The following is a 15,296-nucleotide window of genomic DNA, read 5'->3' on the forward strand; positions in this document are numbered from 1 at the left end:
GAAATTGGGAGATTATTCAGAATCTATTACAGTGGCATCCAATTATGTCCAGACAGTATTTGGTCAGTTTGATGCCAACATAAAAAAGATCGAGAAGATTTTTAACGTATCCATGATACTGAGGGATGACAAGCTGAAGGTGAGCGGTACGGAGGATAAGGTAAAGAGATCCATTCAGGTCATAGATCAGCTTTTTGATATGGCTGACCGGGGGGCTGTTCTTGATGAACAGAAGGTAGACTATGTAATATCCATGGTCAATGATCACCCACAGGAGGCAAAGGAGAATCTCGCAGAGATAGACAGGGATATAATCTGTCATACGACAAACGGCAAGCCTATAAAGCCGAAGACTGTTGGACAGAGATCATATGTCAATGCGATAGAAAAGTCTATGATAGTGTTTGGTGTGGGACCTGCAGGAACAGGCAAAACATATCTTGCCATGGCAAAAGCTATAACTGCATTTAAGAATAACGAAGTCGGAAGGATCATCCTAACAAGACCGGCTATTGAGGCTGGTGAAAAGCTTGGATTCTTGCCGGGAGATCTTCAGAGTAAAGTTGATCCATACCTCAGACCGCTGTACGATGCACTCTATGAGATCATGGGCGCCGAGTCGTTTATGAAGAATATGGAGAAAGGGCTTATAGAGGTCGCCCCGCTGGCTTACATGAGAGGACGTACTCTGGACAATGCATATATTGTCCTTGATGAGGCACAGAATACCACGCCGGCGCAGATGAAGATGTTCCTGACGAGAATTGGATTTGGTTCCAAGGCGATCGTAACAGGAGATCTGTCGCAGAAAGATCTACCGCACGATGCCCAGTCAGGACTTGATGTGGCACTTAAGGTCCTTAAGGATATAGATGATATAAGCATTTGTCATCTGACGAGTCTGGATGTTGTAAGACATCCTCTTGTACAGAAGATAGTAAATGCATATGAGAAATATGAAGATAAGATGAGCAGACAGGATAAGTCAAGATCGGGCTCAAGACCGTCTAGTTCCCGCACTGCCCAGAAAAACAGAGGAAAGTGATATGTCAGTTAATATTGAGAATGAATATGGGGATATAGAGATAAAAAATTATGAGACGGTGATAAATGAGATAATACAGGCGTCTCTGGATTTTCTCAAATGCCCATATGTGTGTGAGGTCAATGTCCTTCTGACGGACAATGACTCCATACATGAGATTAATAACCAGCAGAGGAATATTGACAGGGCTACAGATGTCCTGTCATTTCCGCTGATTGATTATACAATTCCTGGAAACTTTGATGGTCTCGAGGATAGCCGGTGTGACAACTTTGATCTTACTACAGGTGAACTGCTATTGGGAGATATCGTAATATCTATTGACAAGGTGTATGAGCAGGCAGCTGAGTACAATCACTCAAAGACGAGAGAGCTGGCTTTTCTTGTTGCCCACAGCATGCTCCATCTGTCGGGGTATGACCACATGGAGGAAGATGAGCGTAAGGTCATGGAAGACATGCAGGAAAAAATACTTACTACGAAAGGATACACGAGAGACTATGAAGAAATCTAAAAAGGGATTAAAGAAGGGACTTGTTCTTGCCACTGCAGTGGTTATGGGACTTTCACTGTTTGGATGTGGTTCCAAGGAGGAGCCAAGTACAGCAGCTACAACAGAGGCAAAGGCGGAGGTTGACGTTACACAGACTGATATGATGAAGTCTGCGGATGCGATAGATGAGACATTTCATGAGGGAATATATAACGATCTCACAGGTCAGTGGAACACAAAGAGAAAAGAAGAGTATGGACGTCCGCTTGCTGTCATGATCAACAATATTGAGAATGCAATCCCTCAGTCAGGAATCGGCCAGGCAGATATCCTATACGAATTTGTTGTAGAGGGCGGAATCACAAGAATGCTTGCTATATATAGTGATTACAGCAACCTTGAGAAAGTTGGTTCCATAAGAAGCTGCAGACCTTACTATGTTACAACAGCCATGGAGTATGATGCCATTTACATGCATTATGGACAGTCTCCACAGGGACAGGAGGAGCTTGACAAAACGGGAATAGATCATATAAGTGGCCTTGGTGGTGAGGGATCTGTTTCGTTCTACAGATCATCCGACAGAGAGGCTCCGCACAATGTATATACAAACAGTGACATGATAAAGGCTGGTCTTGATTATCTGGGCTGTAGAACGGAGCATGAGAAGAACTTCAAGAGCAAATTCGAGTTTAATGAGGAAGACACAGCGCCAAGAGGTGAGGCAGTGAAGAAACTCACACTTAATATGTCTGTATATACACAGCCTTGGTTTGAATATGATTCAAAAAACAAGGTATACAAGAGATTCCAATATGGTGACAAGCAGATAGATGATCTCACAGGTAAGCAGCTTTCATTCAAGAATATCATCATACAGTTTGCTCATTACACAAGCATAGATGACCATGACAGACAGCTCATTGATCTGGTCGGTTCAGGAGATGGATACTATGTATCTGACGGACAGCTCATACCTGTTACATGGACCAAGTCTGATGACAGCGCAGTCACAAAGTACTATACAGAGGATGGCAAGGAATTAAAGCTTAATCCTGGTAAGACATATGTGACAGTTTTTGAGAGTGATAACAAGGCAGGAGTTGTATGGGAATAATAAAGGATCCCTGACGGATCCTGATATGACAGGATAATATATTTTATTTTAAAGCGGATATTATATATTTTGATCGTAAACAGATCTGATATATAAATATCCGCTTTTTATGTTTTGAACGCAACATGAACCGGTATAGATACAGCAAAAATGGATATCCCTAATACAGAGAAGAGAGTGTATTTATGCGCTTTCAGCATCATCATCTGAAGATAGATGACATAAAAGGAGGGTTTTCTGCTTGAAAAGAGCCGTGTATTTATTTATTATCATTATCAGTATATTTGCGTTTGCATTTTTCTGCAGAGAGGTTGTTCTGCAGAGCAACAGGCAATATAATGACATGGGGCAGAGATCTCATCGCAGCGAAAAAGAAAAAGAAGATATGATAGCTATGGACAATGTCTCCCCAGATCTGATGGGCGGCATAGTTGTCGGTGCCGAGGCGGAATTTGAGCACAGATTCTTCTATGTGGGACTGTATAATGGATGCGTAACGGTGTTTAACAGATATGGGAGCATTTGCTTTGAAACGGGTATACCATTTGAGTCTGTGGATATAAGGATCAGGAAATGCCTTTCAAAGAGGATATATTTTGAAGACATTGCGGATGCAGAGAAATTTGTGGTATCTATTGAAGAAGATTGAAAAAAATGGAAAAATCAAAAATATATAAGGTTAATATAAACGATTTAATTTAAATGGAAACGATTTAGATACATTAAACTAGAGAGAACAGGTGAAGAGATGATATATGATACTATAGTGATCGGCGGCGGTCCGGCGGGAATGACTGCAGCGATAAAGGCGAAGGAGACGTGTGAAAAGGCAAAGATTCTGATAATTGACAGGAACAAAAAGCTTGGGAAAAAACTATATGCAACAGGAAATGGCAGATGTAACATTGCAAACTCGGCCCTTGATCTGTCGAGTTACCACAGCTGTAATGAATTTTTCCCATATCAGATAATAAATACGGAGAGCTATAAAAAACTTAAGGAATTCTTTATGGATCTTGGTGTTGCAATATATGATGACGGCGGATATCTTTATCCCCAGTCCATGCAGGCGTCCACTGTTGTGTGGGCACTTTCAGACAGAATAAAACATCTTGGAATCGAGATACATACAACAGAGGAAGCTGAGTCTGTGGAACCCACAGACGAGATGTACGGAATCGTTACTGACTGCGCTGAATATACGGCGAGAACAGTTGTGGCTGCGCCTGGAAGTGCGGCCGCTCCAAAGCTTGGGGGAACAGAATCTGTATACAGACTTTTAGAAAATACAGATATCAGAACAATAGCGCCTCATCCTGCGCTCTGCAGGTTAAAGACTCGTGAGGATACATCTGATCTTGCCGGAGTCCGTGCAAGATGCCGGGTATCACTTCTCTGTGATGGAGATGTATACGATTCCGAGTCTGGTGAAATACAGTTTGCTGATGGATGGCTGTCCGGAATTGCTGTTTTCAACCTGAGTATGCAATGTATTGACCTTTTGAATGATGGCAGAACACCGGTGGTAGAGGTCACGCTTGTTCCTGAGATGGATGAGGATGACGTGTTGGGATATCTGAGAAAATTCAGAGACAGCAATCCCGACAGACGTTTGGAGGCTATGTCTAATGGCCTTGTCAATGAAAAGATCGCCAGATTCATAATAAACAGACTGGAACTGAAGTCAGTTACGGCTGCCAGATTAACTGATGAAGAACTTGACAGAATGGTTTTTGAAATCAAGCATATGAGATTTGAGATATCAGGTCATGGCGGATATGATGAATCACAAGCAGCCTGCGGAGGGATAGATACGAGGCAGCTACGTCCTGATTCCATGGAGGCTGATGGATATAAGGGATTGTATGTGGCAGGTGAGTATGCAGATGTCACAGGAAAATGTGGTGGTTATAATATAATGTGGGCTGTTATGACCGGTATGCGCGCAGGTGAGGCTGCGGGAAAGAGACTTACTCATGATAAGAATAAATAATGTAAAATTAGGACTGAAATTTGAACAGAGAGATATTGAGGATGTGATAAGGAAAAATCTTAAAATAAAACATATACCCCCTTATCATATTTTCAAATTGTCGTTGGATGACAGAAAACGAAACCAGGTTAAATATATCGCATCAATAGATGTTGAAGTTCCAAATGAGCAGAAGCTCGTTAAGCAGCTTCACAATAATAATATTATGTTAACAAATACTGTGACATACAGTTTCCCTGATGGAGGAAATGTTCCTATGAAGCACAGACCGGTTGTTGTGGGAACAGGACCTGCAGGACTTTTTGCAGCGCTTTATCTTGCCAGGGTGGGATTTAAGCCTTTGGTTATCGAGCGTGGAATGGACGTTGACAGGAGAATGAAGCAGATAAATTCATTCTGGGATGGCAAAGCCGAACTTGATCCAAACAGCAACGTGCAATTTGGTGAGGGTGGTGCCGGAACATTTTCCGATGGAAAGCTCAACACTGTCATAAAAGATGGCTCTGGAAGACGTACCGAGGTGATGAACACATTTGTCAGATATGGGGCAGACTCATCCATCACCTACATAAATAAGCCACATATAGGCACCGATGTGCTTGCAGCTGTCGTAAAAAATATGAGGTGTGACATCATAAAACTTGGCGGAGATGTGATGTTTGAAAGTCTTTTTGTTGGGTATGACAAGCTCTCGGATGACGAGGTTGATGTGCATGTAAAGGACCTTGTGAGCGGCGAGCTTCGTACGTACAGGACAAATGCACTTGTGCTGGCTCTTGGACACAGTTCAAGAGATACTGTGGAGATGCTTTACAGATCTGGAATTCCTATGGAGCAGAAGTCATTTGCAATGGGACTTAGAATTGAGCACAAAAGGTCTGATATCGATGTTATGAAGTACGGTGATGATCCGCTGTACAAGAAACTGCTCCCTGCGGCGGACTATAAGATGACACACCAGGCGTCAAATGGCAGGGCGGTATATTCATTCTGTATGTGCCCGGGTGGATATGTTGTCAATGCATCATCTGAGCCGGGCATGATCTGTGTAAATGGAATGAGTTACAGTGGAAGAGACGGTGAAAATTCCAATAGTGCCATAGTGGTAAATGTCACCCCTGACGACTTTGGTTCAGCTCATCCTCTTGCAGGTATGGAGTTTCAGAGAAAGTGGGAAAAAGCTGCGTATGATGCGGGAAATGGAGCAGTTCCTGTACAGCTTTTTGGAGATTATAGAGACGACAGGCCATCAGAAAAACTTGGCGGTGTCACACCTCAGATAAAGGGACAGTACAGGCTTACGAGCCTTAAATGCTGTTTGCCAGAGTATATAAAGGATGCTATAATAGAAGGAGTTGTGTCATTTGACAGGAGAATGCCAGGGTATTCCTCTGACGATGCCGTTTTGTCTGGAATAGAGGCGAGAACGTCATCGCCTGTAAGGATGATAAGGGGTGAGGATCTTAGAAGCGAGGGCACATGCATATATCCGTGCGGTGAAGGAGCCGGGTATGCTGGGGGAATAACCTCTGCTGCCGTGGATGGAATGAAGGTTGCGGAGGCCATTGCCTCCAGATACAGCAGTGATTCTATAACAGACAGTACAGATATAAAATAATATAAATATACAGGAGTACAGGTCGTACACAGGAGAATATAAATGGACAGAGAATATTTGAAAGACAAAAAGAAGATAGTTATTAAGATAGGTTCGTCATCGCTCATACACGAGGAAACAGGCGGACTAGACTACACAAAGCTTGAAAAGCTTGTCCGCATCATTTGTGACCTTAGGAATCAGGATAAGGATGTGGTTCTTGTATCATCTGGAGCAATCGGCGTCGGGGTACAGGCGCTTGGACTTGCCAGAAGACCTAAGACGACGTCGCTCAGACAGGCGTGTGCAGCAGTTGGACAGGGACAGCTCATGATGATATACCAGAAGCTGTTTCAGGAGTATCACAGCACGGCAGCTCAGGTTCTTCTGACTTTTGATGTCATATCATCGGATGAGAGGAGAAAGAATGCAATCAACACATTCAATGAACTGCTTCAGCTTGGCGTTGTGCCTATAGTCAATGAGAATGATACTGTTGCCATCGATGAGCTTGATGACAGCGTTGCATTTGGCGATAACGATACGCTTTCAGCAATAGTTGCATCCATGATCCATGCCGATCTTCTTATACTGCTCACTGATATAGACGGACTGTACACTGATGATCCGCACAATAATCCTGGTGCCAGACTCATTCCAGAGGTCAACTGTATAGACGATCATATCATGGATATGGGAAAAGGTGCAGGATCCAAATATGGAACGGGTGGCATGACGACAAAGATCGCTGCCGCGAGGATTGCGACAAACTCCAATTCGGATATGGTCATAGTATCAGGGGCAGACATGGACAATATAGTCAGGGTTATGAGCGGAGAAAGTATCGGTACACTGTTCACGGCGTATAAGGATCATGATTTTGACGTGGTGAGATTTATATTAAACAAGGAGTATCTTATTTAGTTATGAACGAATCTATAATGGATGCGGCAAAAATTGCACGCATAAATGAGTTATATCACAAGTCTAAGGCGGAAGGGCTCAGCGATGAAGAGAAGGCTGAACAGCAGCAGCTTCGTCAGGAATATATATTTGCAATCAGGAATAATCTGAGAAGCACTCTCAACAACATTGATATCAAGGAGAAAGATGGATCCATAACAAAACTACAGGATCTTGATCCTACAAGAAAGGCATAGATGCGGGCTTGATCATGAGTAGCGAAAATAATGTTAATTCCGGCAGCAAAGCCGTTATAAGGAAGAGAATAAAAGCGGTCAGGAATGCCATGGACAGAGCTGACTGTGTACGGAGATCTGAACTTATATGCAAGCGTCTCTCAGAACTTCCGGAATATGTGAATGCCCGTAATATATGTGCATACATATCAAAGGGAAATGAGGTGGATACAAAGCTTATAATTGAGAGGGCGTGGGCTGACGGCAAGCATGTATATGTTCCAAAGGTTTATGGGAAAGAGATGGAATTTATAGAAATTGCAGACTATGGAGAACTTGCTCCTGGAAACTTTGGAATACTCGAACCAAAGTCCGATGACCGGAGCGAGATCAAAGACGGACTAATGTTCATGCCTGGAGTGGCATTTGACAAAACGCGCAGCAGGATAGGTTTTGGCGGTGGTTATTACGACAGATATCTTGAAAAGCATGAATATCTCGTCACTGCGGCCCTGGCATATGACTGCCAGATAGTTGAATCCATAGCCAGTGAACAGACCGACATAAAACCGCATATCATAGTAACAGAATCAAAGGTTATATCATGAGGAGGTCATGGGGTAAATGAACAGGGATGAGATAGCGGCGAAGATTGCTGAACTTGAAAAAAAGATTCAAATAGACAAAATGCGGGAGACATCATCGCCACATACAAGCGATAGTACATCGAATTCAGGTAATGACAGATATGCACTTTGTCTTGGAGGAGGCGGAGGCAAGGGTGCATACCAGCTTGGAGTTTACAGAGCACTCACAGAATATGGGCTCATGAAAAAAGTAGATGCGATATCTGGCACATCGATAGGAGCAATAAATGCTGTTCTCTTTGCGTGCAACGATCCAGACAGATGTGATGATGCATGGAGGCAGATACATTTTGAGACTGTGTTTGATGTTGACTCGGATCTGTTGTTCAACGACAAACTGGGATTTTTATCCAGAAAAGAAATGTTGAAACTCATGGGCAGTTATCTGGATTATGATAAGCTTTCGTCCGGTATTCCGAAGATATATGCGACTATTGCTGAATGCGTTCAGGATGGACCTAAAAATGCTGAGTATATAGACCTATCAGGTAAGAATAAAGAGGAGATAAATACTGTAGTCATGGCGTCATCGACACTTCCTCTCCTATATGAGTCAGTTACATATAATGGCAAAGAGTACTGTGATGGTGGGCTTGCGGATAATGTTCCAGTGAAACCACTGTACGATATTGGATACAGACATATTGTGGTGTGTGGGCTGAACGCGGATTCAAGGAAGGAGCTTTCGGAGTATCCTGATGCGGATTTCATAGAGATATATCCAAGTGTGAGTCTTGGTGATCTCATAGACGGAACCCTGAATTTTTCTGCAAATTCAGTGAAATTCAGAAGCATGCTCGGATACAGAGATACCATGAGAGCGTTGAAGGTTCATTTTGAACATGATCCTGATTACATTGCAGCGATAGACCATTACAGGGATATTGACCTTGCCGACATAAAAACACAGATGAGCATGGATGCCGCAGATTCCAATGTGAAAAATACCATGGGTGATATAGGGAGAATACTTGGAAAGCTCGGCATAGATGAATAATTACGAATGGGTTTACGCATCTTTAAAGAAATAGATAAGGATACATAGAGATTATGAATGATTTGAAAAACGTTATTGACAGCATAGATCTAGGGCTTCCAGCTCCGCTTGAGGAGCCGGAGAGGCAGTATTACTTTATAAGAAAAGGCAGGGAGTACGTCACAGCAAGAAGTAAGTCTCTTGGACGTGATCTCACCTGTTCCATCCAGACATTTGGCTGTCAGATGAATGTCAGGGATTCCGAAAAGCTTGCCGGAATACTTGAACAGATGGGATATGTGAGAACAGAGTCCGAACATGCGGACTTTATCATATATAATACGTGTACGGTGAGGGAGAATGCCAACAGAAAGGTGTACGGACATTTAGGACTTATGAAACATCTCAAGGAGAAGAATCCTGAGATGAAAATAGCTCTGTGTGGATGCATGATGCAGGAACAGCATGTAGTCGAGATTATCAGCAAGAGTTATAGATTTGTGGATATGGTATTTGGAACTCACAATGTTTATAAACTTGCAGAGATATTTGTAAATAGGATAGAGTCTGGAAGTATGGTGATAGATATATGGAAGGATGCAAAGGAGGTTGTGGAAGATCTCCCGGCAGTCAGAGAATTCCCATTCAAATCAGGTGTAAATATCATGTTTGGATGCAACAACTTCTGCACATACTGTATTGTTCCTTATGTAAGAGGTAGGGAACGGAGCAGAAATCCAGAGGATATTATAGCGGAATGTGAGAGACTGGCTGATGATGGAGTGGTTGAGATCATGCTGCTGGGGCAGAATGTCAATTCCTACGGCAAGAATCTCGAACATCCGATCACATTTGCCGAACTGCTCAGAAGAATATGCACCATAGAGAAGATTCAGAGAGTCAGATTTATGACATCTCATCCAAAGGATCTGTCGGATGAGCTGATAGATGTGATAGCGGATAATCCTAAGGTCTGCAGACATCTGCATCTGCCGGTACAGTCGGGTTCGACGAAGATACTTAATGCCATGAACAGGCGGTATACAAAGGAATCTTATCTTGCGCTTGTCGACCGTATAAGGACGAAGGTTCCGGAGATATCACTTACTACAGATATCATCGTCGGTTTTCCTGGTGAGACCGAGGAGGATTTTCTTGAGACTATGGATGTGGTTGAGAAGGTGCAGTACGACACTGCATTTACATTTATATATTCAAAGAGAACCGGTACTCCGGCAGCCGGCATGGAGAACGGTTCCACAAAGGAAGAGATACAGGATAGATACAACAGGCTTTTAAGGCGTGTTCAGGAGATAAGTGATGTGAAGACACTTGCGATAAAGGGGCAGACACAGCCGGTCCTTGTTGAGGGCTTTGACGAGAAGGGTGATGGTCTCCTGACTGGAAGACTATCGAATAACATACTTGTCCATTTCCCTGGGTGTGCGGAGATGGTTGGAAAGATACTGAATGTAAAGCTTGTTGAGTGCAAGGGATTTTATTACATGGGTGAATTAGCAGAATAGGAGTAGTTGAAGTGGCAGCATTAACACCAATGATGGCTCAGTATATGGAAGTTAAGAATCAGTATAAGGACTGTATTCTCTTCTACAGACTGGGAGATTTTTACGAGATGTTCTTCGATGATGCCTTGACGGCGTCCAGAGAACTTGAGATAACACTGACCGGCAGGGACTGCGGTCAGGAGGAACGGGCACCTATGTGCGGTGTTCCGTATCACGCTTGTGACATTTATATTAACAAGCTGATAGAGAAGGGTTACAAGGTAGCTATATGCGAGCAGATGGAGGATCCGAAGCTTGCAAAGGGTCTAGTAAAGAGAGAGGTTATACGAATAGTCACGCCTGGTACAAATATGTCCCAGGCTATTCTTGATGAAACGAGGAATAATTATCTCATGTGCATATTTGGATGCAATGAGGAGTATGGCTTAGCAGTGTGCGATATCACTACAGGAGAGTTCCGTTCCTGCCATGTCTCATCCACAGCCAAATTGTACGATGAGATCAACAAATATTCTCCGACGGAGATCATAGGAAATGGAGCATTTTTGTCATGTGATCTGAACTTTGATTACATGAAGGAGAAAATGAAGATAACGATATCCGAGGCTCCATCACACTACTTCAATGATGATACATGCGAGGACTTTATAAAGAGACAGTTCAAGGTCGGATCTATAGATGGTCTGGGCATAGAAGATGATCAGGAGGATATTCTGATTTCTGTAGGTGCACTTTTGCAATATCTCCATGAGACTCAGAAGAATTCGCTGGATCATATCAACAGAATGGATGTGTATTCAATCGAAGACTATATGATCATAGACAGCTCATCGAGAAGAAATCTGGAATTGACAGAAACACTTAGGGATAAACAGAAGAGAGGCTCACTGCTGTGGGTAATGGATAAGACCAAGACGGCCATGGGAGCGAGAATGCTCAGAAATATGATAGAGCAGCCCCTTATCCATAAAGATGATATAGAGGCTAGACTTGACGCCATAGCAGAACTTAACAATTCTGTAATAGACAGAGATGAAATTCGTGAGTATCTGAATACCATATATGATCTTGAGAGACTTATGACACGAATATCACTGAGAACTGCAAATCCAAGGGATCTTCTGGCATTTAAGACTTCCATACATCTGCTTCCGGCCATCATACAGGTGCTTGGTAATTTTTATTCGGATGGACTTACGGAAATCAGGGAGGGAATTGATGACCTGCATGATCTATACGAACTGCTTGACCGCGCTATAGTTGATGAACCGCCTATACTTATCAGGGAAGGCGGAATATTCAAGGATGGATATCTTGAGGACATAGATACACTGAAGAACGCGACAACCGATGGCAAAAACTGGATAGCAGAACTCGAGGCCAGGGAGCGGGAAAAGACAGGTATCAAGAACCTCAAGATAAAATTCAATAAGGTGTTTGGATATTATTTTGACGTAACAAACTCATATAAGAGTCTAGTCCCGGACTACTTCATCAGAAAGCAGACACTTGCCAATTCTGAGAGATACACCACTGAGGAGCTTGACAGACTGGCTGGAGTTATCCTTGGATCATCTGATAAGCTTGTAGCTCTGGAGTACAACACTTATGTGGAACTTCGTGATACACTTGCGGCGGAACTCACAAGGGTTCAGAGGACAGCACACAATATAGCTATGCTAGACGCACTGTGCTCTCTTTCGTATGTTGCAATAAAAAATGGATATGTGAGACCAGATATCAATAACGATGGAGTTATCAATATCAAGGATGGAAGACACCCAGTTGTTGAGAAGATGTTGAACAACGACATGTTCATCACAAATGACACATATCTGAACAACCATGAGAGCAGGATATCTATCATAACTGGTCCTAACATGGCTGGTAAGTCCACATACATGAGACAGACTGCGCTTATAGTACTCATGGCTCAGGTTGGTAGCTTTGTCCCTGCGGCATCTGCGGATATAGGCATCTGCGACAGGATATTTACAAGAGTAGGAGCCTCCGACGACCTTGCATCTGGGCAATCCACATTCATGGTGGAGATGAGCGAGGTTGCAAATATTCTCAGAAATGCAACAAAGAACAGTCTGCTTATTCTTGATGAGATAGGACGAGGAACAAGCACATATGACGGACTCGCAATCGCATGGGCTGTCGTGGAGTATATAAGCAACAGCGAACTACTCGGTGCAAAGACATTGTTCGCAACACATTACCATGAGCTCACGGAGCTTGAGGGCAAGCTGTCGGCTGTGAACAACTACTGTATAGCTGTCAAGGAGGACGGAGACGACATAGTGTTCCTCAGAAAGATTGTCAAGGGAGGAGCCGACAGAAGTTACGGCATACAGGTTGCAAAGCTTGCCGGCGTGCCGGATGTCGTTATAGCCAGAGCTAATGAGATATGCAATCAGCTTATTGATAAGGACATAACAAACAAGCTGAAAGAGATAAAAATTACAAATGATTTCAAGCCGAAAAATGATGACACCCAGATGTCAATGTTTGGCTCACTTGCCGAGTCACAGGTGATTGAGGACATAAAGTGTGTTGACCTGTCCAACATGACACCTATGAAGGCATTACTTTATTTAAATGAATTGCAGGAGCGACTTAAATAATAAGGAGCGATAAGTAATGATAAAAGTATTAGACCAGAATACGATAAACAAGATAGCGGCCGGTGAGGTTATTGAGAAGCCAAGCTCGGTCATAAAGGAGCTTGTGGAAAATTCCATAGACTCAGGCGCCACAGCAATAACTGTTGAGGTAAAGGGCAGTGGACTCTCATTTCTCAGAGTCACAGACAACGGTTCCGGAATAAAGAAGGACGAGGTGAAGCTTGCATTTCTGAGACACGCCACAAGTAAGCTTGTGACTGTTGAGGATCTATTAAGTATCTCGTCGCTGGGCTTTAGAGGTGAGGCTCTTGCCAGTATTGCGTCGGTTGCACAGGTTGAGATGATAACAAAGACTGCTGACGATGTGACGGGACTCAGATACCAGATACACGGTGGCAGGGAGATATCTAGCGAGGAGATAGGCGCTCCAGGTGGAACAACCATCATTGTCAGAAATCTTTTCTACAATACACCGGCGAGAAAGAAGTTCATGAAGACTGATCTGACGGAGATAAGCTATATATACGACCTTATGTGTCGTATATGCATGTCTCATCCTAAAATTTCATTTAAGTTCATCTCAAATGGAACTGACAAGCTGTTTACATCCGGAAATGGAAAACTGCGGGATATAATCTACCATATCTATGGAAGAGACATCACCTCAAATCTTCTTGAGATAAATGCGGAGAATGACTATATGAAGATCTCCGGATATATAGCAAGGCCTTGTATATCAAGGGGAAACAGATCGTTTGAAGGCTACTATGTAAATCACAGATATATAAAGAGTGCGGTGCTCACAAAGGCGATCGAGGATGCATTCAGGACATTTGTCATGATACACAAGTTTCCATTTACAGAGATCAATTTCCAGGTGAGACCTGATCTTTTAGATGTAAATGTCCATCCTACCAAGATGGAGCTGAAATTTGCAAACAGCCAGGATATCTACAGCTTCACCTACAATGCCATAAGGGAAACGCTTTTGTTTAAGGAGCTTATACCTGATGTGGCACCAGGCAAGGATTCAAAACCTGAGACATATAAGCAGAGAAATGTTGGAGATGCGCCAGAGGCGTTTGAGAATAAGAGACGTGAGGCACTTGTTGGTCCTGTGGCACAGGCAAAGGCAGCCCCGACACATATGGTGACAGACAATAGCCTGGTGAAGTCGGAGAACGCACCTGTACTAGATCAGCGACAGATGAAACCGGAGAGAGCGTCAACTTCAGAGAGCCAAGCAAGACCAGAGGGGACATCTACAGCGCTACAGCAGCCGTTAAAGCCAGATAATATACCTGCTCCGGTAAGACCTATTATAGATGTCATAGATGAGACAAAAGATACAAATACATCTGCGGAAAAAAAGTCTGACAACAATACATATGAACAACCGCAAAAATCCGGATATTCATATAGTGGCAGGCATCAGGAGATTCCAGGCAGTAAAGTTGCGGAGAGTAAAGCATCCTATATGGCCGTGGATGACAGGAAGTATGTCCAGCAGAATATGTTCCAGGAGAAGTTCCTGACCAAGGAAGCCCGTGCAAAACATAGACTTATAGGACAGCTATTCAAGACATACTGGCTCATAGAGTATGACGGAAAGTTCTTCATCATGGATCAGCATGCTGCCCATGAGAAGGTAAAGTATGAGGAACTCATGGAGAATTATAAGAACAAGAAGATATATTCACAGTATCTTATGCCTCCTGCGGTGGTGACTCTCAGTGCTACAGAGATAGAGTTTCTTCATGAGAACATGGAAACGTTTGAGGCCCTTGGATATCAGATAGAAAACTTTGGTGGCAGGGAATTCAAGCTTAACGCTGTCCCTGACAACCTGTTCGGGCTTGACGGCAGAGAACTGTTTATAGACTTTATCGCAGATGCGAGCAGCAGTGCGAAAAAAGTTACCATAGATGTGTTTATACATAAGCTGTCAACTATGGCGTGCAAGGCTGCGATAAAGGGTAATACGGAAATAAGCTTCAAGGAAGCTGATGCACTGATCGACCAGCTCTTAAAGCTTGAAAATCCGTACACCTGCCCTCATGGACGTCCGACGGTCATATCCATGACTGAGGCGGAGATAGAGAAAAAGTTCAAGCGTATAGTGTAGGAGATATG

General features: G+C 43.2%; 13 protein-coding genes. All 13 read left to right on the top strand.

Translation table 11 applies throughout. The features are described from left to right. Positions 1 to 4: 4 nt before the first annotated feature. Positions 5 to 1,045 (top strand): PhoH family protein, encoded by a 1,041-nt coding sequence (locus tag NQ536_RS06370; protein WP_044998021.1) that lies wholly within the window; start codon positions 5 to 7, stop codon positions 1,043 to 1,045. 1 nt (position 1,046) lies between these two features. Further along, a complete protein-coding gene (gene ybeY / locus NQ536_RS06375) occupies positions 1,047 to 1,559 on the top strand; it encodes an rRNA maturation RNase YbeY (protein WP_004851024.1) in 513 nt (170 codons plus the stop codon). Further along, positions 1,546 to 2,655, top strand: coding sequence for a DUF3048 domain-containing protein (locus NQ536_RS06380; RefSeq protein ID WP_004851022.1), 1,110 nt, complete (start codon positions 1,546 to 1,548; stop codon positions 2,653 to 2,655). The genes ybeY and NQ536_RS06380 overlap by 14 nt, the downstream gene beginning before the upstream one ends. A 241-nt stretch (positions 2,656 to 2,896) precedes the next feature. Then, on the top strand, positions 2,897 to 3,304 hold the full coding sequence (locus tag NQ536_RS06385; RefSeq protein WP_044997986.1) for a hypothetical protein: 408 nt from the start codon (positions 2,897 to 2,899) through the stop codon (positions 3,302 to 3,304). A 99-nt stretch (positions 3,305 to 3,403) separates the two neighbouring features. Further along, entirely contained in the window at positions 3,404 to 4,648 is a 1,245-nt protein-coding gene (locus tag NQ536_RS06390; protein ID WP_004851016.1) for an aminoacetone oxidase family FAD-binding enzyme, read from the top strand. Continuing rightward, complete coding sequence (locus NQ536_RS06395) at positions 4,632 to 6,266, top strand: NAD(P)/FAD-dependent oxidoreductase (protein WP_004851014.1); 1,635 nt, start codon at positions 4,632 to 4,634, stop codon at positions 6,264 to 6,266. Before NQ536_RS06390 ends, NQ536_RS06395 begins: the two co-directional genes overlap by 17 nt. Positions 6,267 to 6,308: 42 nt before the next feature. After that, on the top strand, positions 6,309 to 7,169 hold the full coding sequence (gene proB / locus NQ536_RS06400) for a glutamate 5-kinase (protein WP_004851012.1): 861 nt from the start codon (positions 6,309 to 6,311) through the stop codon (positions 7,167 to 7,169). Positions 7,170 to 7,186: 17 nt separating this feature from the next. Beyond that, a complete protein-coding gene (locus NQ536_RS06405) occupies positions 7,187 to 7,405 on the top strand; it encodes a DUF896 domain-containing protein (RefSeq protein ID WP_044998020.1) in 219 nt (72 codons plus the stop codon). Between the two features lie 14 nt (positions 7,406 to 7,419). Further along, on the top strand, positions 7,420 to 7,992 hold the full coding sequence (locus NQ536_RS06410) for a 5-formyltetrahydrofolate cyclo-ligase (RefSeq protein ID WP_004851008.1): 573 nt from the start codon (positions 7,420 to 7,422) through the stop codon (positions 7,990 to 7,992). Positions 7,993 to 8,008: 16 nt separating this feature from the next. Further along, positions 8,009 to 9,028 (top strand): patatin-like phospholipase family protein, encoded by a 1,020-nt coding sequence (locus tag NQ536_RS06415; RefSeq protein WP_004851006.1) that lies wholly within the window; start codon positions 8,009 to 8,011, stop codon positions 9,026 to 9,028. Between the two features lie 53 nt (positions 9,029 to 9,081). Continuing rightward, positions 9,082 to 10,533, top strand: a complete 1,452-nt coding sequence (gene miaB / locus NQ536_RS06420) for a tRNA (N6-isopentenyl adenosine(37)-C2)-methylthiotransferase MiaB (protein ID WP_004851004.1) — start codon at positions 9,082 to 9,084, stop codon at positions 10,531 to 10,533. Positions 10,534 to 10,562: 29 nt separating this feature from the next. Beyond that, positions 10,563 to 13,163 (top strand): DNA mismatch repair protein MutS, encoded by a 2,601-nt coding sequence (gene mutS, locus NQ536_RS06425; RefSeq protein ID WP_004851002.1) that lies wholly within the window; start codon positions 10,563 to 10,565, stop codon positions 13,161 to 13,163. A 16-nt stretch (positions 13,164 to 13,179) separates the two neighbouring features. After that, positions 13,180 to 15,288, top strand: coding sequence for a DNA mismatch repair endonuclease MutL (gene mutL, locus NQ536_RS06430; RefSeq protein WP_004851001.1), 2,109 nt, complete (start codon positions 13,180 to 13,182; stop codon positions 15,286 to 15,288). Positions 15,289 to 15,296 lie beyond the last annotated feature (8 nt).

This window comes from Coprococcus eutactus (assembly GCF_025149915.1).
In the GTDB taxonomy this organism is placed as follows: domain Bacteria; phylum Bacillota; class Clostridia; order Lachnospirales; family Lachnospiraceae; genus Coprococcus; species Coprococcus eutactus.